Below are 23604 nucleotides of genomic sequence, written 5' to 3' on the forward strand. Positions count from 1 at the left end.
GCACGGGAAGGAGATCCCGACCGGTAGGGTCTCTTCATGACGCGTAGCGAATCATCCGACGCGCCAAGGGTGTTCATCTCCTACGCGCACGAGGACGACGGCGGGGCCCACGCCGAGCAGGTGCGGGAACTGTATCTCCTGCTGCGGGACAACCACGTGGACGCGCGGCTGGATCGCGTGGCCGCCGAGCAGCGCCAGAACTGGCCCAGGTGGATGCTGAAGGAGGCCGAGGAGGCGGACTTCGTCCTGGTGATCGCCTCCCCCGCCTACAAACGGAGGGCCGAAGGCACCGAGGCACCGGGGGTCGGCCGAGGGGTGGCCTGGGAGACGGGCCTGCTCGAGAACTATGTGTACCGGCACCCCCGCACATGGCACCGCCGCGTCCTCACCGTTGTGCTGCCGGGAGGCTCGCCGGACGACCTGCCCGACTACCTCCTGGCCGCCGCCGTACCGCCCTTCCTGGTCGATCCCCTCGCCCGCGGAGGCGCCGAGGAACTCCTGCGCTATCTGCTCGAGCAGCCGTATGAGATCGAGCCCGAACTCGGAGCCCGGCCGGTGCTGCCGCCGCGTGACACATCGCCGGGCGGCCGGCAGGGCGGCGACCCACCGGAGTTGGCGGAGTTATGGGACAGCTCGCAGGCCGCTGCCGCCGAAGCCGACATTGTGGGACTGCATCCCCTGGGCCGGGAACTGCTGCTCTCCCAGGGGCTGTATGTCCGGCGCACCATCGAGAAGGACGTCGTCGCGGCCCTGGAGGGCCCAGGGTGCACGGCGGTCGTGGGCGAGGCCGGCTACGGCAAGACGAGCCTCGTCTGGAGCATCCACCGGCGCCTCACCGAGCAGGGACAGCGGCCCTTGTTCATCCGGGCGAGCAGTTTGCTGTCCGGCCTCTACGAGACGCGGCACGGCGGCTCCTCCGCCCGGCGCAGGGGCGTTCTCGCGCCCGAGGTGGTCGTCCGCGCCATCGAGCAGGCGGCCCGACGGGAACCCGCGACGGTTCTTCTGGTCGACACCGTCGACCTGCTCATGCACAGTGACGACGCCTGCGCCCTCGTCGTCGACGTGGTGCGCACCGCCGACCGCCTGGCCCTGCCCACGCTCCTGACCTGCCGCCCCGTGGAGTCCCAGCGCCTGACCAACGCCACGGCACGGGCGGGAGTGGACGTCAGGACCAGGGTCCTCGCGTCCTACGACGCCGACGAGTGGCCCGAGGCCGTCCGCAGCTACGCCCGCGGCTTCTACGACGGACTGGACGGGACTGCGTCGACCGAAGAGGTCGTCGACCGGGTCACGAACGCCGCCTCGCTGGGCCGCGCGCTGCGGGAGGTGTGCGCCAACCCCTTCGCGCTGCGCCTCCTGTTCGAGCTGTACGCGCCCGCCGTGCCCGAAGAGGACGTGGACACGCCTCACCTGTACGACCGGTTCTGGAAACGCCGGGTGGTCAGCGACCAGCGGGCCTGGCGGACCTCGACCGCCCTCCCCTCGGCCGACCTGTCCCCGCACGCCAGGGCCGCCGCGCGGCTGATCCTCGCCTCGAGCCGGCTCGATGCCCGGCGGGCCGTGCTGGAGGACGGGATCGAGGCCCAGCTGGCCCGCACTCGGGGATCCGCGGTACCGGACGGCCCCGACGTCCCGTCAGCCGTGGAGGCGCTGCGCTCCCGGGGAGTGCTCTCCATCCGGGAGCAGACCGGGTACCTCTGGTTCTTCCACCAGACGTTCTTCGAGCACGCGGCGGCCCGGGGGGTGCTCGCCTGCGGCAGCTCGGCCGTCGACGGTCTGATGAGGCGGGTCGCCCGCGACCCGGCGGACCTCTACTTCGGCGAGGTGGCCGGCGAGGTCCTGCTGATGGCCGGACGGCTTCCCGAAGCGGGTGGTGAGACCTTCTCGAAGGACCGGGCCGATGCGGCACTCGCCGACTGGCTCGCCGCCGACGACCCCGCTCTGCTGGGTATGGGGCTGCGCGTCTACGCCAAGCTCAAGGAGCCCGGCCCGCTGGTGCGCGAGAACGCGCCGCGCGCGCTGAAGCGCGCCGACACCCCGTTGATCGACCGGTTCCTGCGGCTGCTGCCGTCCGTGACCCACCCGGACCTCCGCCGGCCGCTGGACGACCTGGCCCTGCTGTGGGCGGGTGAGCGGGACAGAAAACGGGTCAGGAAGGGCGTGATCGAGGCGCTGCTGCGGCTCGCGACCCAGGACGCCGTGGCCGTCGAGGCGTTCACCCGGAGCCACGGCTGCTTCGAATGGCTGCACTCGTTGCCCGCCGACGAGCTTCATCACAACGACAGAGTGGCCTTTCGGCTGCTTGACGCCGTAGTGCCGGCCAATCAGGAACGCGCCGTCGCTCTGGCCGCCGAGTTCTGGCGGACGGCCGTGACCACCGGCAGGCTCGCCCTGCTGACCGACCTGCTGGTGCGGATGGCCCGCTGGCCGCTTCCGCCACGCCTCGTCCGGACATCCGTCAAGACCTTCATGGAGAGCCTCGAAGACCTCCGTCCGGATAAACAGGACACCGTGCCCTTCGAGCGGGCATTCGGCAGTTTCTTCCTCAACAGCGCCCCGAGGGCGGAGGAGGTCTTCCCGGAACTGCGCAGATGGCTCGGGCTCGACGCGCGTGGGGCGGCGGTGGACGGGCGCCGGCGCCGCACGAACGTACTGGCGCTGCGGACGACGCTGCGTATGCACACGGCTGCCGTACTGAGCGGACTCGCCGTCGATCCGGCCGACTACCTGGACATGGTCCTGTCCACCCGCGACCCGGCACACCAACTGGCCGTGTGCTACGGCGTGCTGACGGAGTCGCTCATCGGGCGGGCGAAGCGTTTCCGGCAGGACCCGCGTACCACCGTCGGTGGCACGGACACCGCGCCGGAGAGCGAGGACCCCCTCACCCTCGAGGCGCGCCGACGCTGCGCGCGGGCACTGCGGGCCCTGCCGTGCGAGGAGAACGCACCGCTGGGCGGCAAGGACGACAGATGGCTGTGGCGCAACGCCCTGCAGGAGGCGCGGCTGCCCGCGAAGACCCTCCTGACACTGCTGCCCGAGGCGCGGCCCGGGCCGGCCGACCCTGAGCGGTCCCTGTGGCTGAGCAACACGGGCCTGAGCTCGTTCCTCATCTCAGCCGCCACCGCCGGACACGCCGAGGCACGCACCGCTCTCGCCGCCCTCGTCGGCGACCGGGAGGTCCAGGAGACGCAGCGCGGCACGAGGCAGGGGCGCGCCGCGCTGGAGAACATGGTGGGCCGGCTGCAGTACGCGGTGCCCCACCACCCCGAACTGGTCGACCACCTGATCGTCTACGCGCGGACCGCGGCACGCCCGGAGGTGCTCCACCAGACGCTGGGGGACATGGCCAAGGCCGTGCGGTCCGACGCGGACGGCGCCCTTCCGGTCCGGGAATGGCTCTCGCCCTCGCACCGTCGGGCACTGATCGAGTACCGGCACCGTCTTGTCGCCGACCGGCTGCCGGACATCCGCCGGCACGGCTTCATCCTCTGGAAGGTGCACCTGGAACTCGGCTTCGACGAGCACCCGACGACCGACGAGATCGTACGGGCCTGGGAGGCCGCGGCGGCACAGGATCTGCGCAACGCCCTCCTGGAACTGGCCACGGTGACCGTGCCGGCCCGCGTCTGGGACACGAATGCTCCCGCGGTGCTGCTGCGTGCCCTCAGACCGCTGCTCAAGGCGGGCCGGGCGGCACGGTCCCAGCCGCCGTCCCGGGCGACCGAGCAGGTCATCAGCCATGAGTCCAAGGCCCGCATGCTGCTGACCCAGGCGCACGCCCATCTCGGAGCACTCCACCGCGCCGACGGCATCGTCGCCTTCGCGCTCTGCCTTGCCGAGCGCGCCGGGTACGACGTGCGGTCGAATCTCGGCAGCGGGACGGTGAGTGAGATCTTCCGGTCCCTGGGGTTCCTCATGGAACGCCTCGTCTCCGAGGACCCCGTGGAGGCGGCCCGCCTGACGGCGACGGTCGTGGAGGCCATGCACCGGGTCCAGCCCGCGAACGTGAAGTGGAAGCGCGACATCGCTCGGCCCTGGGCGGTCTTCCTGGGGGACCTGTGCACCCGGCTGGCACCGGTCGACCAGGAACGCTGGATACGGCGCATGCTGTGTGAACCGGCCTTCTGCACACCCGTGGTGTCCGCCGCGGCCCAGCTCAAGCCCAAACCGGCCTGGCTCGACGTGCTGTTCCGCGAGGAGACCACGCCCGCCTCGCTGCGGGAGAGCATGAGGGGCAGCAACTACCTCCACGGGAGGGCGGAGGGTTCCCTGGGCGGTTGGCCGGAACTGCTGGACTGGGCCCCGCGGTACTGACCGGCCGAGGGGCGTGACCTGTGGCCGGTGGGAGCAGTTGAACCGGTCATGAAGAAGCGCAGCATGCTCGCCCTCGCCTCCCTTGCCACCGGCTTCGTCGTGGCGGCGGTCACGCCCTCCCACGCGGCCGACCGCGACGCGGTCGGTGATCTGAACGTCAAGGACACCCTGAGCACGGTCGACCACACGATCGACCAGGACGGCCTCGCCACGGACGACGGCGTCCTGGGACAGAACGGCTGAGGGGGAGCCGAAGACGCGGCGCCGGCGCCCCTGGACGGCAGGGGCATCGGCGCCGCGGCATGCGATCCGAGCGCGCATCGACGGCCCTGGTGCCGTGGACTCTTGAACAGGTGAGAGCCTTCCGGTTCGGTGTGGATCGCGACGCCGGGATGACCGACCTGTCCTCGCGTCCGCATACGGTCAAGCGGTTCTCGCGGCGTCGGAGTACGGCTGGTGGAGAACACACGTGATGCCGCCGTCGCCACATGAGGTCCATGAGGCGCTCCTCGCCTCCCCTCGGGGCCCTTGGGCCTTCGTCTCGATGGCCGGTAAGCCGCTGTTGGCTACTCACGTCGACCGTAACCATGGGTACCCGATCCGGGGCGGCACAAAGGAGCTTGCCGCCGCCGGCCGTGGGGCGTGTCCACAGGGAAGTGACGGTCGCCATGGAGGGGCGGATCGTGGAGTATCTGCAGGGCGTGTGGGAGAAGGAAGTAGTGGGGGCGGGACTGTGGGTGGCGCCATTTCCCACGCCTCTCCCAGATGATCTCTTGTCAGATGACCGCCGCCGTTCAGCGGCCTTTCCGTCCTGGAGTATGAATGATCGTCTGGATCAACGGCGCGTTCGGTGCGGGGAAGACGACCACCGCACGGGAAGTGATCGAGCTGATCCCGAACAGCACGCTCTTCGATCCGGAGGTCATCGGCGCAGCGCTCACGCACCTGCTGCCGCCCAAGCGTCTCGCCGAGGTCGGCGACTTCCAGGACCTTCCGATCTGGAGGCGGCTCGTGATCGACACCGCGGCGGCCATGCTCGCCGAACTCGGCGGTGTCCTCGTGGTTCCCATGACCCTGCTGCGCCAGGAGTACCGCGACGAGATCTTCGGCGGCCTCGCCGCCAGGCGCATCTCCGTGTGTCATGTCCTGCTCGCACCGGCGGAAACGATCCTGCGCGAGCGGATAGCCGGCCGGGAGGTGCCACCCGAACTGCCCGACGGCGAGATACGGATCCGCCAGTGGTCCTACGACCACATCGAGCCCTACCGCACCGCCCTCGCCGCCTGGCTCGCCGCCGACGCCCACCCTGTCGACACCAGCACACTCACCCCGTACGAGAGCGCCCTGCGGATCGCCGAGGCCGTGCGCACCGGTGATGCGCCCGTCAGCGACATCGTGCAGACCCCCGAGCCCACCTCCGAGACCCTCGCCGCCGGTGTGCTCCTTTTCGACGAACAGGACCGTGTGCTGCTCGTCGACCCCACCTACAAGGCCGGCTGGGAGTTCCCCGGCGGTGTCGTCGAGCCCGGTGAGGCCCCTGCCCGCGCGGGCGTCCGTGAGGTCGCCGAGGAGACCGGGATCACGCTCGAGGAGGTTCCCCGGCTCCTTGTCGTCGACTGGGAGTGCCCCGCGCCCCCCGGCTACGGCGGACTGCGCCTCCTCTTCGACGGCGGCCGCCTCGACGGCGCCGAAGCGGAGCGCGTGCTGCTGCCCGGCCCCGAGCTGCGTGCCTGGCGGTTCGTCACGGAGGCGGAAGCGGCCGATCTTCTTCCGCCCGTGCGCTATGAACGCCTCCGCTGGGCACTGCGGGCCCGGGAACGCGGCGCGGCGTTGTACCTGGAGGCGGGCGTCCCGGTCGGCTGACGAGCCGTGCCGTGTCCTCAGCGCGGGGCGTCGTACCTGTCCGCCGCCTTGCACAGCGCGTCCCCGGCCCGTCGGAGGACCGGGTCACCGTGCCCGAAACAGGCCACCTCCACATCGAGTGCCGCGAGACGGTGGAACGAGTGCACGGCCCGGTCCCGGTCGAGGTTGAACACACCGAGCAGTACGCCGCCGTCGACGGGCGACGCCGAGACCGCGTCGCCCGTGAACAGCAGGCCCTGGTCCGGGAGATGGAGCGCGATGCTGCCGTGCGTGTGACCGGGGACGTGGACGACCCGGGCGCCACCGCCGAAATCGAGGACGTCGCCGTCCGACAGGTCGCGGACGCGGTCCGGGCGGAGGGGGTCGCCCGGGGGCAGGAGCGCGGCGGCCGCCGCGTGAAGCGGACGCTCCCAGTCCTCGAAGACCGGCGGCGGGCCGGGAACCCGGCCCCGGACGACCGGCGCGTCGCCGTGATGAGCGAACACGTCCGCGCCGCTGTGCGCGGCGATCTCGCCCGCCCCGCCCGCGTGGTCCTCGTGGTAATGGGTCAGCACGATCCGCCGCACCTGCGAGGGGTCCCGCCCCAGGGTCGTGATCGCCTGGGCGATCGCCGCACCGGAGCCCTTCGGGCCGGCATCGATCAGCGTCAACCCGTCGTCGTCGCACCAGAGATAGGCCTGACCTACCGGGAAGCGCAGCAGATGCACACGCGGCAGGAGTTCGATGACGTCCATGGGGACGACCGTAGAGAGGGCCCCGCCCCTCGGCGAGGGCCCTCTGCCGTGGGCAGAGCCGCTCAGCTCGCCGCGTAGTTGCGCAGGAACAGGGCCTCGGCGACCGACAGACGCTCCAACTCCTCTGGGGACACGCTCTCGTCGACCGCGTGGATCTTCGCCTCCGGCTCGCTCAGGCCGATGAGGAGTATCTCGGCCTGCGGATACAGCGACGCGAGGGTGTTGCACAGCGGGATGGAACCGCCCTGGCCCGCGTACTGCATCTGCCGGCCCGGGTATGCGACCGCCATCGCCTCGGCCATCGCGGAGTACGCCGCCCCGGAAGGGTCCGCCCGGAATGCCTGCCCCTGTCCGATCTGCTCCGTCTGCACCCGGGCGCCCCATGGCGTATGGGCCTCCAGGTGGGCCTGGAGCAGCTTCGTCGCCTCGGCCGCCTCCACACCCGGGGGTACCCGCAGGCTGATCAGCGCGCGGGCACTCGCCTGCACGGACGGGGTCGCACCCACGACCGGCGGGCAGTCGATGCCGAGGACGGTCACGGCGGGGCGGCCCCAGACGCGGTCGGCGACCGGACCGGAGCCGATCAGCTGCACACCGTCGATCACCTTGGCGTCCTTGCGGAACTGCTCCTCTTCGTACCGCAGGCCCTCCCAGCCGGAATCGCCCGTGAGCCCGTCGACGGTCGTCGAGCCGTCCTCGGAACGCAGCGAGTCCAGGACGCGGATCAGCGCGGCGAGCGCGTCCGGGGCCGCGCCGCCGAACTGGCCCGAGTGCAGATTGCCCTGCAGCGTGTCGATCCGGACGCGGACCAGGGTCATGCCGCGCAGGGTGATGGTGACGGTCGGCTGACCGGCCCGGAAGTTGCCCGCGTCGCCGACGACGATGGTGTCGGCCGCCAGCAGCTCGGGGTGCTCCTCGGCGTACCGCTCCAGACCGCCCGTGCCCTGCTCCTCGGAGCCCTCCGCGATGACCTTCACATGGACGGGCACGCCGCCGTTCGCCCGCAGCGCGCGCAGCGCCAGCAGGTGCATGATGACGCCGCCCTTGCAGTCGGCGGCGCCACGCCCGTACCACCGGCCGTCGCGCTCGGTCAGCTCGAAGGGCGGTGTGGTCCAGCCGTCCTCGTCGAGCGGAGGCTGTACGTCGTAGTGGGCGTAGAGGAGAACGGTCTTCGCTCCCTCGGGGCCCGGAAGATACCCGTACACCGACTGCGTGCCGTCCGGGGTGTCCAGCAGTGCCACGTCCTGGAAGCCCTCGGCGAGCAGTGCCTGGGCGATCCAGCTCGCGGCGCCCTCGCTCTCGCTCTTCGGGAACTGGCCGAAGTCCGCCACCGACTTGAAGGCCACCAGTTCGGTGAGCTCTTCCTTCGCCCTGGGCATCAGTGAGGCGATGGTCTCGGCGACCGGGTTCGACGACATGGAAACGCTCCTTGAGGTGCTACGTGGCACCGATGGGTACTGCTGTGTAGGGGTGTGGTTCTGCGCACGGGTGATCGCGCGGGGGCCCGCGCGTACCGGTGTGCAGTGCACGTACGCCGCCGATCCTGCCACAGCGGCCTGCGACGACGCCGCCGTAGGATGCGGGGGACAGGTGCGGCAGTCGGCTTGATCGGGAGCAGTAGACCATCGTGAGCAGCGAGAACTCTTCGGCGGACGGCGTGCAGCGGGTGTGGGACGTCGTCGTGGTGGGCGCGGGGCCCGCGGGAGCCTCGGCCGCCTACGCGGCGGCCGTCGCGGGGCGCAGCGTGCTGCTGCTGGAGAAGGCGGAGCTCCCCCGTTACAAGACCTGCGGCGGGGGCATCATCGGCCCCTCGCGCGACGCCCTGCCGCCCGGCTTCGAGCTGCCGCTGCGTGACCGGGTGTATGCGGTCACCTTCTCGAACAACGGCCGCTTCACCCGCACCCGCCGCTCCAAGCGGATGCTGTTCGGGCTGGTCAACCGTCCCGAGTTCGACCGACAGCTCGTCGAACACGCGCAGAAGGCCGGCGCGGAGCTGCGGACGGGCGTGACGGTTTCCCGGGTCGAGCAGCACGGCTCCGCGGTGCCCGACCGGCGCACGGTCGCCGTCGTGCTCCAGGGCGGCGAGACGCTGCTGACGCGTGCCGTGGTGGGCGCGGACGGGAGCGCCAGCCGGATAGGGGCCCATGTCGGGGTGAAGCTCGACCAGGTGGACCTGGGCCTGGAGGCGGAGATCCCGGTGCCGGAGACCGTCGCCGAGGACTGGAAGGGGCGGGTGCTCATCGACTGGGGACCCATGCCCGGAAGCTACGGCTGGGTCTTCCCCAAGGGCGACACGCTCACGGTCGGTGTGATCTCCCGGCGCGGTGAAGGCGCCGCCACCAAGAGGTACTTGGAGGACTTCGTCGCCCGGCTCGGGCTCGCCGGCTTCGAACCGAGCATCTCCTCCGGGCACTTGACCCGCTGCCGTGCCGACGACTCGCCGCTGTCGCGGGGGCGGGTGCTGGTGTGCGGGGATGCGGCGGGGCTGCTGGAGCCGTGGACACGTGAGGGCATCTCGTTCGCGCTGCGGTCGGGGCGGCTCGCCGGGGAGTGGGCGGTCCGGATCGCCGAGGCGCACGATGCCGTGGACACGCGGCGCCAGGCCCTGAACTACGCGTTCGCGATCAAGGCCGGTCTGGGTGTCGAGATGAGTGTCGGCAAGCGGCTGCTCACGGTGTTCGAACGGCGGCCCGGTCTCTTTCACGCGGCACTGACCGGCTTCCGCCCCGCGTGGAAGGCGTTCAAGGACATCACCCAGGGGTCCTCCTCCCTGGCGGAGATGGTCCGCGCCCGCCCGATCGCCCAGCGCGCCCTGACCGCGCTGGACCGGGGGCCCGTGGAGGGCGAGGTCAGTTCCCGAGCGTGACGTGGAAGACCGGGTGGTCGGGGGCGATCCGGCGCAGCTCCTCGTCCGGGGATTCGGGGCCGACCCCGTCGAAGAACACCCCGACCTCCGCCTTCCAGCGCTTGAGGTAGGCGCGCAGCAGCGGAACCTTGTCGTCGTCGGTGACCTCGGTGGCTGTGAACACGTCCACGTTCTTGCCCAGACGCAGTTCGCCGCCGCCGGCCGCGCGCATGTTGTGGGTCCACTGGACATGGCCCCGGGGAGCCACCAGGTACTGCTGTCCGTCCACGGTCAGCAGGTTCACGGGGGTCGTGCGCCACTCGCCGCTCTTGCGGCCGCGGACCGCCAGGACCCGGGAGCCCCAGACGCTGATGCCGCGGCGGGTCACCCAGGCCACTGCGCGGTTGAAGACGTTGACGGTGAACCAGCCGGGCTTGCGGACGTGCGTGGACATGGCCGTCCTCCAGGGGCGGAGAGGTGGAAACGGGGGCGGAAATTGTGAGCGTTGCTCTCGCTGCATGACAGTGTGGAGGAGATCGGTGATCCAATGCAAGAGCAGTGCTCACTTATTGGTGCGGCGCTCTTGGTTGTGTGCACTGCTCCGGAATCGTGTCACACTGCTGACATGAGCACCCCCCGAGGAGCCCGTGCCCGCGCCAGGATCGAGGTCACCGCCGCCATCAAGGACGAGGCCCGCAGACAGCTCGCCGCGGAGGGTGCCGCCAGGCTCTCGCTGCGCGCCGTCGCCCGTGAACTGGGCATGGTCTCCTCCGCGCTCTACCGCTACTTCCCCAGCCGCGACGACCTGCTCACCGCGCTCATCATCGACGCCTACGACGCCCTCGGGGAGGCGGCCGAGGCCGCGCACGCGAGGGCCGGCGACATCGCCCCCGCGCAGCGTTGGGTAGCCGTGTGCGAGGCCGTACGCGGGTGGGCGCTCGCGCATCCGCACGAGTACGCGCTGATCTACGGCTCGCCCGTGCCCGGTTACTCCGCGCCCGAGACGACCATCCCGGCCGCCAGCCGCGTGGGTCTCCTGCTGTTCGACATCGTGCGCGACGCCCACCGGCAGCGCGGCGTGGCCCGCACCCCGCTGCCCGCCGAACTCCAGCCCGAGGCCCGCCGCATGGCCGACGACCTGGCCCCCGATCTGCCACCCGAGGTGGTGACGGCCGGGGTCGCCGCCTGGGCGCAGCTGTTCGGGCTGGTCGGATTCGAGGTGTTCGGGCAGTTCAACCGGGTCGTGGAGGACCGGGAGGAGTTCTTCCGGCATGCGGTGGCCCGGCTGGCTCACGGTGTGGGCCTGGTCTTCCCGTAGCCGCTGTCTCCCGGAACCGCCGGACGTACTCCCGGGGGAGTACACGTGATCACCTCGCCCGGCGGACGTCTCCCGCCGTCGGCTGCGTCTAGCGTGAACGTCATGGAGGAGCAGAGCGCAGCAGGCCCGTGGCGGCCCGGACTGCCCTGGTCGCCCGTACCGCCGTGGAGAGCGGGACGGTGGCGACCGGGACCGCCGTGGGGGAGCCGCCGGGACGACGAGGCCCGCGGCTCGCGTCCGCCCTGGCGCTCCACGCTGCTGCTCACCGTGCTGGTGGTCGTCGGTACGCATGTCGCGGCCCAGGGCCGCGGGGGCGACCGCGCACACCTCGATGTCTTCGCCCATCTGCTGCTGCTGGTGGCCGCGGGCGCACTGCTGTGGCGGCAGCGGCATCCCGTGCCCGTCGCGTTCGTGACGGCCGTCGCCGCGACCGTGTATCTGGGCGCCGGATATCCGTACGGCCCGGTCTTCCTCACCGTCGCGGTCGGTTCTTTCGGAGCGCTCGTCGCCGGGCATCGCGTGGCGGCGTGGACGGCCGTCGGGATGTTCTGGGCCGGGCATGTCCTCGTGTCGCACTGGCTGCACCGGTGGCTGCCGCCGCTCGGGGAGGCGACCGCCTCCTGGGGGCAGGAGCTGGTCATCGCCACCTGGGTGGTGGCGTTCGTGGCGGTCGCGGAGCTGGTGCGCGTCCGGCGGGAGCAGTGGGCGCGCGAGCGGGCCGAACGGGCGCAGGCCGCGCGGCGGCGCGCCGACGAGGAGCGGTTGCGCATCGCCCGCGAACTCCACGACGTCCTCGCGCACAGCATCTCCGTGATCAACGTCCAGGCGGGAGTGGGCCTCGCGCTGCTGGCCTCCGACCCGGAGCAGGCGCGCACGGCGCTCATCACGATCAAGGCCGCCAGCAAGGAGGCGCTCGGGGAGGTGTGCCAGGTGCTCGAGACCCTGCGTCCGCCCGGTGACGCGCCTCGCGCGCCCGCGCCCGGGCTGGGGCGGCTGCCGGAGCTGGTCGAGCACGCCGCGAGCGCCGGGCTGGCGGTCACCGTCGAGGGCGCGGCACCCCGGCTCGCCCCGGGCACCGATCTCGCTGCCTTCCGTATCGTCCAGGAGGCGCTCACCAATGTGGTACGGCACTCGGGATCACGGCAGGCACATGTGCACGTCGGCACCGAGGCGGGGGCCCTCCGGCTCCGAATCGACGACGACGGGCCCGCGACCGGCGCCGACGCGGGCGGCAGCGGCAACGGGCTGGCCGGGATGCGGGAGCGGGCCGCCGCGCTCGGCGGCACGATCGAGGCGGGCACCCGTGCCGACGGGGGCTTCCGGGTGCTCGCCGTGCTGCCCCTGAGGGCGTCGTCCGGGGAGACCGTCGAGCACCGGGAGGATCGATGATCCGTGTACTGCTCGCCGACGACCAGTCGTTGGTCAGGGCGGGGTTCAAGGCGCTGCTGGACGCCCAGCCGGACATCGAGGTGGCGGGGGAGGCGGCCGATGGCGAGGAGGTGGTGCGCACGGTGCGCGAGCTGCGGCCCGACGTCGTACTGATGGACATTCGTATGCCGCGGGCCGACGGGCTCGTGGCGACCCGCGAAATCACCGGGGACCCGGACCTGGAGGCGGTGAAGGTGGTCATGCTCACCACCTTCGAACTCGACGAGTACGTCTTCGAGGCGATCCGCTCCGGGGCGTCCGGCTTCCTCGTCAAGGACACCGAGCCCGACGAACTGCTGCGCGCCGTACGGGCGGTGGTCGAGGGCGACGCACTGCTCTCACCCGGTGTGACGCGGCGGCTGATCTCCGAGTTCGCCGCCCGTTCCAGACAGCCCGCGGCTTCCGCCTCACTGTCCGCCCTCACCGAGCGGGAACGGGAGGTGATGGCCCTGGTCGGGATCGGCCTGTCCAACGGGGAGATCGCCCGCCGTCTGGTCGTCAGCCCGCTCACGGCGAAGACCCACGTCAGCCGCACCATGGTCAAGCTGGGTGCCCGTGACCGGGCTCAACTGGTGGTACTGGCCTACGAGTCGGGGCTGGTGCGACCGGGCTGGCTGGGCTGACTCCCGTGACTCCCGGCGCCCCGCCCGAAGCGCACCAGCACGCTGACGACCCGGGCGACGAAGAGTACGGCGGCCGCGGTGGCCCCCGAGGCGACGAGTGTGTGCCGTGCTCCACCGGCCAGGCCGAACGCGAACACCGGTCCCACCACGGCCCCGAACAGCAGGGCCGCCGCGAACGCCGCACTGCACAGCGCGTAGCCGATCTCGACCGTGATCGCATCCCGCTCGGCCTGGGTGCGCCGTGACCGGGCGCCGGATGAACGTCCCCCGTGGTTCTCCATGCGCCGAGTCAAACAGGCGTGCGCCCGGCGGAGCAAGAAGGCCGCGCCGGGCGCACGGGGAGGTTCCCCCTAGTCGCGGGCCGCCACGGGCTCCGCGTCCACCTCCTGCGGAAGGGAGCCGGCGACCACCAGGGACCGCTGCGACGGTCGCGCGGTCAGTCCCGGGAGGGTGATGAGCAGGCCCACGAGGGCGATGCCGGTGATCACGATCAGACCGGGCCGGTAGCTGTCGAGCACGGCCTGGGGCGAGGGGTGCGAGGGCGCGTTGGCGGTCACCACCGCCGTCACCACGGCCAGGAAGACGGCGCCGCCCACCTGCACCGAGGTGTTGAGCAGACCGGAGACCATGCCCTGCTCGTGGTCCTCGACACCGCTGGTGGCCTGGATGTTGAGCGAGGGGAAGACCAGTGCGCAGGCCGCGCCGATCAGCAGCATGCTCGGCAGGACGGCGGCCGCGTAACCGGGGTGCAGGCTGACGCGCAGGAACAGCGCATAGCCGACGACCATGAGCGCGAAGCCCACCGCGATCAGCCGCGGTGTCCCGTAGCGGTCGACGATCGCGCCCACCTTCGTGGACGAGACGGCCACCAGCGCCCCGGCGGGCAGGAAGGCGAGCGCCGTGTGCAGCGCCGACCAGCCGAGCAGTGACTGCATGTACAGCGTGACCAGGAACTGGAAGCCGACGTACGACCCGAAGAAGGCCATCGCGCCGAGTTGTGCGCGCATCTGGGTGCCCGAGCGCAGCACGCCGAGCCTGATCAGCGGGCCGGCCGAGCGCCGCTCGACGGCGGTGAAGACGGTCAGGAGAACGGCGACGGCGAGGAAGGACAGCAGCGTCCGGGCGGACGCCCAGCCGGCCTGTGGCGCCTGGACGACGGTGAAGACGAGCAGCAGCATCGACGCGGTGCCGATGACGGCGCCGGGGATGTCGTAGCCGTTGTGGTCCTTCTCCCGTTCGCTGCGGGGCAGCAGCCTGAGGCCCGCGAACAGGGCGATCAGCGCGATCGGCGCGGGCAGCAGCATGGTCAGGCGCCAGCTGGCCTCGGTGAGCAGGCCGGAGAGCACCAGGCCCATGGAGAAGCCGGTGGCCGCGCAGGTGGTGTAGATCGACAGGGCCCGGTTGCGCAGCGGGCCCTCGGCGAAGGTCGTGGTGATGATGGACAGGCCGGCGGGTGCCGTGAACGCGGCGCTCAGGCCCTTGACGAAGCGGCTGGCGATCAGCAGCGGCCCCGAGTCGACGAGCCCGCCCAGCAGCGAGGCCACCGCGAAGACGGCCAGGGCGACCAGGAACACCTGGCGCCTGCCGAGCAGGTCCGCGGTGCGTCCGCCGAGCAGGAGCAGTCCGCCGTATCCCAGGATGTAGCCGCTGACGACCCATTGCAGGGCCGACGTCGTCAGATGGAGATCGGAACCGATGGACGGCAGGGCGACGCCGACCATCGACACGTCCAGTGCGTCCAGGAACATCGCGGCGCAGAGCACCAGCAGGGTGCCCCACAGCCGGGGAGTCCAGCGTCCCTCGGACGCGGAGGTGGTGAGCGGAGAGGTCATGCCCCAGAGACTTTCATGCGTATGCATTCAATGCAAGCGCATTTAATTCGGATGCAACAAAGTGGGTTCTTTGCTACGGTGCGCCCATGGCGGCTGTGAGCAAGGCCGAGCGGGCGCTCGTGAACCGATGGCGAGCCATCCTGGCGCTGCACGCACGCACCCAGTGCGAACTCGACCGCGCGCTGCACCCGCACGGCCTGTGCGCCAGTGACTTCGAGGTGCTCGACCTGCTGTCCGGGGACACGGTTCCGGATGGCACGCACGCCTACCGCGTCCAGGAGATCTCCGAGCGGGTCCATCTGAGCCAGAGCGCTCTGTCGCGGCTCGTGGCCCGCCTGGAGAGGGACGGGCTGGTCGAGCGGGCCATGTGTGCGGAGGACCGGCGTGGGGTGCGCGTGGCTCTCACGGCCAAGGGGCGCGCCGTGCACCGGGAACTGCTGCCGGTGCACCGCGCCGTGCTGACGAGGATGCTGACGGACTGAGCCCCGCGCTCAGCTCCAGGTCACGGCGGACATCCCGCGCCACAGGGCGGCGACCGAGGCGTCACCGGTCACCTCCGGAAAGGGCAGCCGGTTCCACAACGCCAGATACAACCGGCCTGCGGGCCCGGCCACTTCACAGTCCGCGTTCCCCACGTGTCCCGCTTTCCCCGTGTCCTCCCGCTCGGCCACGGGCGGCCCGGCCGACAGGCGCACGCTCCACACGGCGTCGTCGGCATCCGTCGCCCGCACCCGCAGCACCCGAGGCACCTCACTGCGGACCCTGCTCCTGTCGCGCGCGTGAAAGCCACGCAGCAGCTCGTCGATGCCGTCGAGCGCGAAGTCCGTGCCGACCGCGGTGGGCGTCCCACCCCGCGCCGACTCCGCGTCGAACCGGTGCACGGCCGTCTCGTGCGCCTGCCGCCGGGCCCAGAAGGCGAGCGGCGAGGGCGCCGGCAGGAAGTGCCAGCACCGCACGTCCGGCGCGGCGCAGGACAGGGTGTCGACGAGTTGCCGGTGCCCCTCGCGGAACCAGGTCACGAGTTCCGCGCCGTCGAGATCCGGCAGCCCGCCGTCGGGGTGGTACGCGGTGTGCCCCTCGGCGACGAAGGCCGCCGCCCAGCGGTGCACCATCCCGGTGTGCCGCAGCAGATCCCGCACCCGCCACTTCGGGCAGGTCGGCACCTCCGCTCCGGTACCCGTCTCCTCCGCGGCGGCGGTCAGCAACCGCCCCTCCCGGTCCAGGACCCGTACGAACTCGGCAGTCTCCATGGGGCCGAGTGTGCCGGACGGAACCCCGCCGAGGGGATGTACGTGCCGCGTTCGACAGGTCACCACGACAGCGTGATCACGGAGTGCCCGACACCGTCATCCCGCCGGTACTCGTTTCCGCCCCCGATGACCGCCGCACCTACGGACGCCGTCACCAGAGGCCCCCTCCAGCTCGGTCGTCGTGAGCCCGGCCGCCCGCCCACGGAGTCTTCGGCACCGGTTCCCCCAGTGTCGCCGACGACCCGCACCGAGCCCGTCGGTGACACGCGACGTCCATGCCGTCGACGGCCCAGGCCGGCATGCCGTAGGAGGCGGCGCGCATGGCCAGGTCGGTCTGTGCGCGCTCGACGTGGAGCGGGTGCCCATCGCGTACAGGTTGTCCTCGCAGGCGAGCAGAAGCGGCAGTCCCCACAGGGTGGCGAGGTTCGCGGTCTCGTGGAACTCGCCCTCGGCGAGGGCGCCGTCGCCGAAGAAGCAGCACGCGACGCCCGGTCCGCCGCGCATCTTCTCGGCGAGGGCCAGCCTCGCGGCGAGCGGGATGCCGCCGCCGGCGATCGCGTTGCCGCCGTAGAAGCGGCGGTCCGCGTCGAACAGGTGCATGGAGCCCCTCGTCCGCGGCTGCACCCGGTGGCCTTGCCGCACATCTCCGCCATGCCGGCGACCACTGAGCGGCGCATACGGCCCACTCGCCCACCCTTCCCTGGCGTGCCGCCGCGGAGTCGGGTACTGCGGAGGTGTAGGACGGCATTCAGCGCGGCCGCTGCACGGCTGCATGAGGGGTGAGACGTATGGGCACGGACACTGCCAGGCCCCGTGTCGTGGTCGGAGTCGACGGTTCACCGTCCTCGCACGAGGCACTGCGCTGGGCCGTGCGGTACGCGGACCTGATCGGCGGCACCGTGGACGCGGTTTCGGCCTGGGAGCTGCCCGGCGCGTACGGCTGGTCGGCTCTGGCCGTGGACATCGACTTCGAAGAGGCCGGCGTCCGGCAACGGCTGAACCAGGGGCTGAGCGATGTGTTGGGAGCCGAGGGAGCCTCCTCGGTCAGGGCGCTGGTGATGCGCGGCAATCCCGTCGAGGTGCTTCTGGCAACGGCCGAAGGAGCCGAGGCCCTGGTGGTGGGCAGCAGGGGGCGGGGCGGGTTCGCGCGGGCGCTGCTCGGGTCCGTCAGCCAGCACGTCGCTCACCATGCGACGTGCCCGGTTGTCATCGTGCGCCCGAAATCGCGAGGAGGGCGGCCCGGCAGCCCCGCGTGACCTGATTGGCCCCCTGGGAGAGGGGACTGACGGCTTTGTCCGGACGTTGTCGCCGAAGCCGGCCAGAATCGCCCAGTCCACGGGGGCCAGCCGCGCAGTGCCCCCTCGGTGGTGTCGCCGAGCACCCGCCAGTTCTCACTATCCGACGCCGGGGCCACCAGACGGGCGTCGGAGCACAGCGCCGCAGCCCGGAGCAGCTCACACACCGGTTCGGCGTCGGCGACCTCGCCGACGGGGGCGTATCCCACCCCGGACACGGTGTGCGTATTTTCCGCGCCGCCCGCTTGGGTCGGTTCATGTGTCATGCGAAGGGCTGTCCGCCGACGGCGGCCCGGGCGGCTCTTCGAGAATGCTCCAGGCGACCGGACCGAGCAGGTCGGCCACCCGTTGGAAAACGTCCAGCAACAGGTCGTCCACCGTCAGCATGCCCACGACCCTTTGTCCGTCGACGACCGGCAGGCGGCGCACACCGGACCGGCGGAGGGTCCGATACGCCACGTAGACGTCGTCGGCCACCCCCACCGTGATGACCTGCGGCGACATCACCGCTTCGACCGGCGCCCCGCCGTCCAGACCACGGCCGAGCCCCCGCACCGCGAGGTCGCGGTCGGTGACGATGCCGCGCAGTGTCCCGCCCTCGACGACGAGTACGGAACCGACTCCGTATTCGTCCATCTGCCGGGCCGCCTCCCCCAAGGAGGTCCGAGGAGGGATGGCAACGGCGGGAGCGCTCATCGTCTCGGAGACCTTCATGCCAAGCCTCCTCAGCGTGGGCTGTAGGTCAGGCAGTCGGCGCCTCCCTGCCCCGGGCCGACGACGATGCCGGCCGCTTGGCACTCGAGCCGTGAGTTGTGCCGGCAGTCGGTCATCTTGCAGGCTCCGACCTGCCCGGCGGCAGCCGGGTCGCCGCCCTTGAACGAGGTGACGAAGAAAGTGTCGCACTGGGCGTGTGGCGGATCACCCACAGTGATGGCCAGTGCGTGACAGGCGGCACCGACGTTGTACGAGCACGACTCCACCGCGCACTCGTTGATGAAGGGCATCTCCACGGAGTCCTCCTGACATCCAGCCCGCCGCCGATGCGAGGGGTGGGGGCCGGCGCGACGTCGCACGATCGGTCAGAGATCAACGTGATCCCACTTCCGCGCCGGGACGGCGTGCGACACCCCGAGAGGTCGCGAATCACCCGAAGGCCCCGGGACGCGGCGGCCGGTGCTGGGCGCTTCGGGAGGACGTGGACCGGCCGGTGTTCCGCTCGGAAACGTCATGTGTGACGGACCGGCGTGTGATGACCGGTGCCCGCCGTGCCGCGCAGCCGGGGCGGCTCGAGGTCGGATCCGAGGTCGTCGTAGGAGTAACCGAGTGACTGGTGGACGGCGACCACGCCGTCGAGGGAGCGGCACAGACGCTCGATGACCGGGATGAGGGACCTCTGCTCGACCCGGCCGGTCAGCGTCACCACGCCCTCCCGTACGTCGACACGGACGGTGTTCTGCGGAAGGCCCAGGATGCTGCCGAGAACGTCCTGGTGGATCTCGTCGCCGATCGCCGTGTCACTGCGCAGGAAGGGCCGCAGCAGGTCGCAGCGGCTGACGACGCCGACCAGCTTGCCCGTCTCGTCGATCACGGGAAGCCGCTTGACTTTGTGGCGGTACATGGTCCGGGCGGTCTCGACGACGTTCCAGCCGGGCCGTGCCGTCACCGCGGGCGAGGTCATCATCGCCTCCGCGGTCTCGGCGCCCGCGCGCGCCACCTCGCCGGGGCCGAGGCGGTGGCCCACCGGTCGCCCCTCCGGGTCGGGGAGACTCGCCGCCTTGCGTAGCAGGTCCGCCTCGGACACCACACCGACGACGTGTCCCTCGTGGTCGACGACGGGCATCGCCGTGATGTCGTTGTCGCGCATCAACCGGGCGACCTCCTTGAAGGACGAGTCCGGGTGTGCCGTGACGACGCGGTGTGTCATGACTTCGGTGACGGTCCGGTGCTGCATGATCCGCGCTCCTTCCGTGCGTACTCCGCACCGGTTACGGGCCCTGCGAGTCCGGATGTGTGTCAGCCCGCTCGGTGGCCAGGTGCGGATCACGCTGTTGGCTTGATCATGTTCTTACGCTCTGCGGCGGTGACACATCCAGTCCACCGTGTGCTGTTCGCCGGGCGCTGGGGCCGAACAGTCCTCGACCGGAGGTCCGAAGGTCCTTCTCCCCGAGGCGAGCCGAGGCGGGCGGAAACCGCCGGACGCCCAGGAGCCACAGAGCTAGAGGATGTCGAGCACCTCAGCCACCGGCCGGCGCGGTGTCGGGTGGCCCTCGGGGCCGTAGCCCAGGCGAATCACCATCTGTACATGACCCATGGCCGACGTCGGGTCACGCACCGCCCACCGGAGCTCCGGCCATTCCAGCGCCTGTGAAGTCAAAGAAGCGACGAGCCCGTCCACGGTGGCCTCGAGGAGAACCCGCTCCAGCGCCTGGCCCGCCCGCAGCCAGTCCACCGGCCGGTCCTCGGCCGTACCGAGCAGGGCGATGTGGGGGTGCTTCTCGAACGGGGCCCAACCGCGACCGGGTACCGAGCGGCCGGCGGCGAAGTCGCGCACGGGAGAACTGGCCCCCCGCTGGCCGGGGCCGAACGCCTCCACGGGGATCCCCTCCGCAGCCGTGGCCCCGTCGGCGCGCTCCGTTCGGGCCCAGCGCGCTGTCTCACCACGTCTGCCCGGGTCCCCTGCTTCGCGGCCTTCGGCGTCGTGGGCCAGATCCAGTACCGACTGCACATGCCAGGCGTCGGGAAAGACCAGGCGCGCGCCTTCCAAGCGGGCCGCGGCACACAGTCCGTCCTCCAGGGCGGCTGGTATGTCCTCCTCGAGGAAGGGATGGCGGCTGGTGTGGCGGCGGTGGATGGCCGGGTGGAGGAGGGCGGGTGCGCCGTCGGTCGGTGTGGTCGCGGTGAGATCCGCCTCGGCCAGCAGAGCGGGGTCGGCGGAGTCGGGCAGGAGCCTGACGGTGGGCTCCCGGCCCCAAGCCGCGGCGGCCACCCGCAGGTTGAACAGTGCGGCACCGCAGCCCAGGTGAAGGTTGCGTCCGTCGGGGTCGGCCTGCGGGAGCGTGCGCTCCGGGTCGGCGTACAGCTGGAGAATGCCACGATCTCGCAGGAACCGGAATTTCCAGGGTTGGGTGTTGTGCAGTGACGGAGCCGCCGTGGCGTCCTCGACGAATGCGGTGACGGCGGTGGTGTCCAGGGGTGGTGCGATCACTGGAAGCCTCCCTTCACGACCGGCCCACGTTGCCTCGGCTGCCTCTTCGGACGAGACGGTTGATCAGTTACCAGGCTGGGCGCGTAGGGCCTGCCGGGGGAGGGGCCGCCCGGACCTCCTCGGGGGCCGAGTGGGCCCGTGTCCGGGCAACAGAGCGGGCTTCGGGCGCCCGGATGCGAAACGGCCTGGGCCGCATGTCCCCGGGGAGGTCCGAGTCGCCCCTCCTTCGCCCCCTGACGGGCGTGATCGTTGGAAGGGACCTGCTTCCGCTGCGGGGATCCGCAGCCGAACGAAAGGCGGTGGGACCCATGGAACTGCCCCTGGTCGCGGGCGTCGACGGATCGGACTCCAGCCTCATGGCGGTGGACTGGGCGACCGACGAGGCGGCCATGCACGGCGTGCCGTTGCGGCTCGTGCACGGTTCCCTGTGGGAGCGCCACGAGCACGCCCTGCCTTCGGGCGGCCCGCAGCGTCCGGCCCCACAGGTGATGGCGGACAACATGCCGAGTGCCCCGTGGCGGTCGTACCCCACCTGCCGTGACCGGCCGACGGCCTGTTTCCTGAGATGCCGTCCAGGAGGTCCAGGAGGTCACGGCGTCAGGGAGAAATAGCTCTCCTCTTCCTGCGCGAAGTGGAGGCGCAGGATCGTGTGGAGGCCGTACAGCGAGGCGCGCAGGTCGTCGAGCTGCTCGGGCCGCAGTCCGCCTTCCGTGTCGGCGAGGTGGAGGTGGGTGCCGACACGCTCTGCCAGGCGTTCGATCTCGGCGTGGGCGCGGCTCATGGTGTCGGTGGTCTCCGGGCCGAGTCGCCGGTTCAGCGCCGGATAGAGCTCGCGTTCCTCTGCGTGTTCGTGGGGAAGCAGGCGCTCCGTCAGCAGGTGGTCGATCTCGCGTACGGCGGCCAGGGCGCGGGGGCCGCGGTCTGTGGCGAGGAGGCCGGCGGCCTCGCGAATGGCGTCGAGGGTGTCCCTGAGATCGTCGTGCTCGGTGGCGAACCGGTGGATGAGGCTTTCCGCTTCGGGTTCCAGGGCCGGACGGGTGCCGCGTGGCGGAAGCAGGGCGCGCAGCGCGTTGAGGATGACGGCCACGTCGATGGCTTCCTGGAGAAGAGCGCCGGGAGCGGGCGGCAGCCGTCCGAGCAGGGCGGCGGTCATCGCCGCGAGGGACAGCGCCATACCGGCGGCGGCGCTCTGCACCGCGATCCGCCGGGCGCGCGCGGCGATCTCCATGGCGTCGGCGAGGCGGCTCACACGGTCCGTGGTCAGGACGATGTCGGCGGCCTCGGAGGCGGAGGTGGAACCCCGGGCGCCCATGGCGACCCCGACGTCTGCTGCGGCGAGGGCGGGGGCGTCGTTGACGCCGTCACCGACCATGACGGTGACGGCCCTGTCGCTCTCCTCGCGTACCGCGGTGATCTTGTCGGTGGGCAGTTGCCCGGCCCGTACGTCGTCGAGGCCCAGGACCACGCCCACTTCGCGGGCCGGTTCGGGGCGGTCCCCGGTGAGCATAAGCAACCGGTTCAGACCTGCCGTCCGCAGACGGCGGATGGTGCGTGGCGCATCGGTGCGCAGTGGGTCCCGCAGCAGCAGGGCGCCGGAGAGCGTGCCGTCCACGGTGAGCCAGACGCCGGCGGCGCCGTCGAGCAGGGCCCGGTTGTCCACGGCCCGCGCCCACTCCGGCAGGTCCGCCTGGGGCAGGCCGGTCCTGCCGACGGTGGCCCGGTGTCCGTCCACGCTGCCGGTGACCCCGCGCCCGGGTTCCTCGGCGACGTCTTCCGGCACCGTGAGGGAAAGCCCGCGTGCCCTGGCCTCGCGGACGATCGCCTCGGCCAGGACATGGGCCGACACCTGGTCGAGCGAGGCGGCCAGCCGCAGCACCTCGGCCGGCGACGGGCCGCCCGGGGCGCCGACCACCTCCAAGACCCGTGGCCGCCCCACGGTGAGGGTGCCGGTCTTGTCGATGACAAGGGTGCGGGCCCGGCCCAGACGCTCCAGGGCACCACCGTCCCGGACGACGACGCCGCGCCGGGCGCACTGGGACAGGCCGGAGACGATGGCGACCGGGGCCGCGAGCAGCAGCGGGCAGGGGGTGGCCACGACGAGGACGGCGACGGCCCGTGTCGCCGAGCCGCTGGCCAGCCAGGCGGCGGCGGCCAAAGCCAGGGACAGGGGCAGGAACCAGGCTGCGCAGCGCTCCGCCAGCCGCACCGTGGGCGCCCGTTCAGCCTCCGCCTGCCGGGTCAGACGCACGATGTCCGCGTAGGTGCTCTGCGCCGCGGTGGCCGTCGCACGCACCTCGAAGACGCCCCCGGCGTTGACGACACCACTGCGCACCGTGTCACCCGTACGACGCTCCACTTGTGCGGACTCGCCAGTCAGTACCGATTCGTCGAGCACCGCGGGACCGGCAGCGACCTCGCCGTCCACGGGGACGACCTCCCCGGTGCCGACCACGAGCAGGTCATCGGGGACGACCGTGTCCAGCGGTATGACCACGACGTTCCGGCCGTCGCGCCGGCGGGCGGAACGCGGGGCGTGCTCCAACAGGGAGCGCAGGTCGTGAGAGGCGCGCCGTTCCGCTGCCGCCTCCAGGCACCGCCCGGTCGCCAGCATCAGGCCGACCAGCGCGCCTGCCAGGTACTCGCCCACCGCCAGGGTGCCGGCCAGCGCCAGCACCGCCAGCACGTCGACGCCGACCCGGCCCCGGCGCAGGGCAGCCACCACCCAGGTGACCGCAGGAACGACCGCCAGTGCGGTGCCGGCCGCCCAGCAGGTGTCCGCGACGTCCCGGTGACCCAGCAGCCACCCGACCCCGCCGCCGAACAGAGCCCCCGCGGTCACCGTCAACAGCGCGTATTCCAGCAGACGCCGACCCGGGTGAGCCCTCCACAGGGCC

Annotated in this window: 21 protein-coding genes and 1 pseudogene; 10 read left to right on the plus strand and 12 right to left on the minus strand. The window is 71.7% G+C overall.

Features of this window, described 5'->3' with window-relative positions; genetic code table 11:
- The first annotated feature begins 36 nt into the window (after positions 1-36).
- The 3 genes from ABZ876_RS33130 to ABZ876_RS33140 all read left to right on the plus strand — a co-directional run bounded on the left by ABZ876_RS33130 (position 37) and on the right by ABZ876_RS33140 (position 6180).
- On the plus strand, positions 37-4317 hold the full coding sequence (locus ABZ876_RS33130; RefSeq protein ID WP_361788815.1) for a TIR domain-containing protein: 4281 nt from the start codon (positions 37-39) through the stop codon (positions 4315-4317).
- Positions 4318-4365: 48 nt separating this feature from the next.
- Positions 4366-4560 carry a hypothetical protein gene (locus ABZ876_RS33135; RefSeq protein WP_361788816.1) on the plus strand — a complete coding sequence of 65 codons (195 nt, stop codon included), beginning with the start codon at positions 4366-4368 and terminating at the stop codon, positions 4558-4560.
- A gap of 579 nt (positions 4561-5139) precedes the next feature.
- The gene (locus ABZ876_RS33140) at positions 5140-6180 is read left to right on the plus strand and encodes an NUDIX domain-containing protein (protein WP_361788817.1); all 1041 of its coding nucleotides are present in this window, start codon (positions 5140-5142) and stop codon (positions 6178-6180) included.
- Positions 6181-6197: 17 nt separating this feature from the next.
- Here ABZ876_RS33140 and ABZ876_RS33145 read toward each other — a convergent pair whose 3' ends face one another.
- Positions 6198-6914 carry an MBL fold metallo-hydrolase gene (locus ABZ876_RS33145; RefSeq protein WP_361788818.1) on the minus strand — a complete coding sequence of 239 codons (717 nt, stop codon included), beginning with the start codon at positions 6912-6914 and terminating at the stop codon, positions 6198-6200.
- A 62-nt stretch (positions 6915-6976) separates the two neighbouring features.
- Positions 6977-8332 carry a dipeptidase gene (locus tag ABZ876_RS33150; RefSeq protein WP_361788819.1) on the minus strand — a complete coding sequence of 452 codons (1356 nt, stop codon included), beginning with the start codon at positions 8330-8332 and terminating at the stop codon, positions 6977-6979.
- Positions 8333-8541: 209 nt separating this feature from the next.
- On the opposite strand from ABZ876_RS33150, the gene ABZ876_RS33155 reads away from it, so the two are divergent.
- The gene (locus tag ABZ876_RS33155) at positions 8542-9780 is read left to right on the plus strand and encodes a geranylgeranyl reductase family protein (protein ID WP_361788820.1); all 1239 of its coding nucleotides are present in this window, start codon (positions 8542-8544) and stop codon (positions 9778-9780) included.
- On the opposite strand, the gene ABZ876_RS33160 is transcribed toward ABZ876_RS33155, so the two are convergent.
- The gene (locus ABZ876_RS33160) at positions 9764-10213 is read right to left on the minus strand and encodes a nitroreductase family deazaflavin-dependent oxidoreductase (RefSeq protein WP_361788821.1); all 450 of its coding nucleotides are present in this window, start codon (positions 10211-10213) and stop codon (positions 9764-9766) included. The two genes, ABZ876_RS33155 and ABZ876_RS33160, sit on opposite strands and share 17 nt — an antisense overlap.
- A 171-nt stretch (positions 10214-10384) precedes the next feature.
- Between ABZ876_RS33160 and ABZ876_RS33165 the strand changes: the two genes are divergently transcribed.
- From ABZ876_RS33165 to ABZ876_RS33175, 3 genes are all read left to right on the plus strand, one after another.
- Entirely contained in the window at positions 10385-11077 is a 693-nt protein-coding gene (locus tag ABZ876_RS33165) for a TetR/AcrR family transcriptional regulator (protein ID WP_361788822.1), read from the plus strand.
- A gap of 102 nt (positions 11078-11179) precedes the next feature.
- Positions 11180-12466, plus strand: coding sequence for a sensor histidine kinase (locus tag ABZ876_RS33170; RefSeq protein WP_361788823.1), 1287 nt, complete (start codon positions 11180-11182; stop codon positions 12464-12466).
- The gene (locus ABZ876_RS33175) at positions 12463-13128 is read left to right on the plus strand and encodes a response regulator transcription factor (protein ID WP_361788824.1); all 666 of its coding nucleotides are present in this window, start codon (positions 12463-12465) and stop codon (positions 13126-13128) included. The genes ABZ876_RS33170 and ABZ876_RS33175 overlap by 4 nt, the downstream gene beginning before the upstream one ends.
- Here the strand turns inward: ABZ876_RS33175 and ABZ876_RS33180 are convergent.
- On the minus strand, positions 13089-13409 hold the full coding sequence (locus ABZ876_RS33180) for a DUF6332 family protein (protein ID WP_361788825.1): 321 nt from the start codon (positions 13407-13409) through the stop codon (positions 13089-13091). The two genes, ABZ876_RS33175 and ABZ876_RS33180, sit on opposite strands and share 40 nt — an antisense overlap.
- A 69-nt stretch (positions 13410-13478) precedes the next feature.
- Positions 13479-14960 (minus strand): MFS transporter, encoded by a 1482-nt coding sequence (locus ABZ876_RS33185; protein ID WP_361788826.1) that lies wholly within the window; start codon positions 14958-14960, stop codon positions 13479-13481.
- Between the two features lie 86 nt (positions 14961-15046).
- Between ABZ876_RS33185 and ABZ876_RS33190 the strand changes: the two genes are divergently transcribed.
- Positions 15047-15442 (plus strand): MarR family transcriptional regulator, encoded by a 396-nt coding sequence (locus tag ABZ876_RS33190; RefSeq protein ID WP_361788827.1) that lies wholly within the window; start codon positions 15047-15049, stop codon positions 15440-15442.
- Between the two features lie 9 nt (positions 15443-15451).
- Here ABZ876_RS33190 and ABZ876_RS33195 read toward each other — a convergent pair whose 3' ends face one another.
- Entirely contained in the window at positions 15452-16210 is a 759-nt protein-coding gene (locus tag ABZ876_RS33195) for a maleylpyruvate isomerase family mycothiol-dependent enzyme (RefSeq protein WP_361788828.1), read from the minus strand.
- 96 nt (positions 16211-16306) lie between these two features.
- The gene (locus tag ABZ876_RS33200; RefSeq protein ID WP_361788829.1) at positions 16307-16810 is read right to left on the minus strand and encodes a thiamine pyrophosphate-dependent enzyme; all 504 of its coding nucleotides are present in this window, start codon (positions 16808-16810) and stop codon (positions 16307-16309) included.
- Positions 16811-16998: 188 nt separating this feature from the next.
- On the opposite strand from ABZ876_RS33200, the gene ABZ876_RS33205 reads away from it, so the two are divergent.
- Positions 16999-17466, plus strand: coding sequence for a universal stress protein (locus ABZ876_RS33205; protein ID WP_361788830.1), 468 nt, complete (start codon positions 16999-17001; stop codon positions 17464-17466).
- A 294-nt stretch (positions 17467-17760) separates the two neighbouring features.
- On the opposite strand, the gene ABZ876_RS33210 is transcribed toward ABZ876_RS33205, so the two are convergent.
- From ABZ876_RS33210 to ABZ876_RS33225, 4 genes are all read right to left on the minus strand, one after another.
- On the minus strand, positions 17761-18219 hold the full coding sequence (locus tag ABZ876_RS33210) for a CBS domain-containing protein (protein WP_361788831.1): 459 nt from the start codon (positions 18217-18219) through the stop codon (positions 17761-17763).
- An 11-nt stretch (positions 18220-18230) separates the two neighbouring features.
- A complete protein-coding gene (locus tag ABZ876_RS33215; protein ID WP_361788853.1) occupies positions 18231-18509 on the minus strand; it encodes a DUF1540 domain-containing protein in 279 nt (92 codons plus the stop codon).
- 221 nt (positions 18510-18730) lie between these two features.
- Positions 18731-19456, minus strand: a complete 726-nt coding sequence (locus ABZ876_RS33220; RefSeq protein ID WP_361788832.1) for a CBS domain-containing protein — start codon at positions 19454-19456, stop codon at positions 18731-18733.
- 264 nt (positions 19457-19720) lie between these two features.
- Positions 19721-20710, minus strand: a complete 990-nt coding sequence (locus tag ABZ876_RS33225) for a nitroreductase (RefSeq protein ID WP_361788833.1) — start codon at positions 20708-20710, stop codon at positions 19721-19723.
- A 308-nt stretch (positions 20711-21018) separates the two neighbouring features.
- Here ABZ876_RS33225 and ABZ876_RS33230 point away from each other — a divergent pair.
- A pseudogene (locus ABZ876_RS33230) lies at positions 21019-21213 on the plus strand (universal stress protein); the annotation flags it as partial.
- 86 nt (positions 21214-21299) lie between these two features.
- Here the strand turns inward: ABZ876_RS33230 and ABZ876_RS33235 are convergent.
- Complete coding sequence (locus tag ABZ876_RS33235) at positions 21300-23600, minus strand: heavy metal translocating P-type ATPase (RefSeq protein ID WP_361788854.1); 2301 nt, start codon at positions 23598-23600, stop codon at positions 21300-21302.
- Positions 23601-23604 lie beyond the last annotated feature (4 nt).

It is taken from the genome of Streptomyces sp. NPDC046931 (assembly GCF_040644655.1).
Taxonomy (GTDB): Bacteria; Actinomycetota; Actinomycetes; order Streptomycetales; family Streptomycetaceae; genus Streptomyces.

Excerpts from the sequence above, each read along its gene's own strand:
- ABZ876_RS33220 (WP_361788832.1), bottom strand. The coding sequence starts at position 19,456 with ATGCAGCACCGGACCGTCACCGAAGTCATGACACACCGCGTCGTCACG.
- ABZ876_RS33185 (WP_361788826.1), bottom strand. The coding sequence starts at position 14,960 with ATGACCTCTCCGCTCACCACCTCCGCGTCCGAGGGACGCTGGACTCCC.
- ABZ876_RS33180 (WP_361788825.1), bottom strand. The coding sequence starts at position 13,409 with ATGGAGAACCACGGGGGACGTTCATCCGGCGCCCGGTCACGGCGCACC.
- ABZ876_RS33195 (WP_361788828.1), bottom strand. The coding sequence starts at position 16,210 with ATGGAGACTGCCGAGTTCGTACGGGTCCTGGACCGGGAGGGGCGGTTG.
- ABZ876_RS33150 (WP_361788819.1), bottom strand. The coding sequence starts at position 8,332 with ATGTCGTCGAACCCGGTCGCCGAGACCATCGCCTCACTGATGCCCAGG.
- ABZ876_RS33130 (WP_361788815.1), top strand. The coding sequence starts at position 37 with ATGACGCGTAGCGAATCATCCGACGCGCCAAGGGTGTTCATCTCCTAC.
- ABZ876_RS33205 (WP_361788830.1), top strand. The coding sequence starts at position 16,999 with ATGGGCACGGACACTGCCAGGCCCCGTGTCGTGGTCGGAGTCGACGGT.
- ABZ876_RS33200 (WP_361788829.1), bottom strand. The coding sequence starts at position 16,810 with ATGCACCTGTTCGACGCGGACCGCCGCTTCTACGGCGGCAACGCGATC.
- ABZ876_RS33190 (WP_361788827.1), top strand. The coding sequence starts at position 15,047 with ATGGCGGCTGTGAGCAAGGCCGAGCGGGCGCTCGTGAACCGATGGCGA.
- ABZ876_RS33210 (WP_361788831.1), bottom strand. The coding sequence starts at position 18,219 with ATGAAGGTCTCCGAGACGATGAGCGCTCCCGCCGTTGCCATCCCTCCT.
- ABZ876_RS33160 (WP_361788821.1), bottom strand. The coding sequence starts at position 10,213 with ATGTCCACGCACGTCCGCAAGCCCGGCTGGTTCACCGTCAACGTCTTC.
- ABZ876_RS33145 (WP_361788818.1), bottom strand. The coding sequence starts at position 6,914 with ATGGACGTCATCGAACTCCTGCCGCGTGTGCATCTGCTGCGCTTCCCG.
- ABZ876_RS33165 (WP_361788822.1), top strand. The coding sequence starts at position 10,385 with ATGAGCACCCCCCGAGGAGCCCGTGCCCGCGCCAGGATCGAGGTCACC.
- ABZ876_RS33135 (WP_361788816.1), top strand. The coding sequence starts at position 4,366 with ATGAAGAAGCGCAGCATGCTCGCCCTCGCCTCCCTTGCCACCGGCTTC.
- ABZ876_RS33170 (WP_361788823.1), top strand. The coding sequence starts at position 11,180 with ATGGAGGAGCAGAGCGCAGCAGGCCCGTGGCGGCCCGGACTGCCCTGG.
- ABZ876_RS33175 (WP_361788824.1), top strand. The coding sequence starts at position 12,463 with ATGATCCGTGTACTGCTCGCCGACGACCAGTCGTTGGTCAGGGCGGGG.
- ABZ876_RS33215 (WP_361788853.1), bottom strand. The coding sequence starts at position 18,509 with ATGCCCTTCATCAACGAGTGCGCGGTGGAGTCGTGCTCGTACAACGTC.
- ABZ876_RS33140 (WP_361788817.1), top strand. The coding sequence starts at position 5,140 with ATGATCGTCTGGATCAACGGCGCGTTCGGTGCGGGGAAGACGACCACC.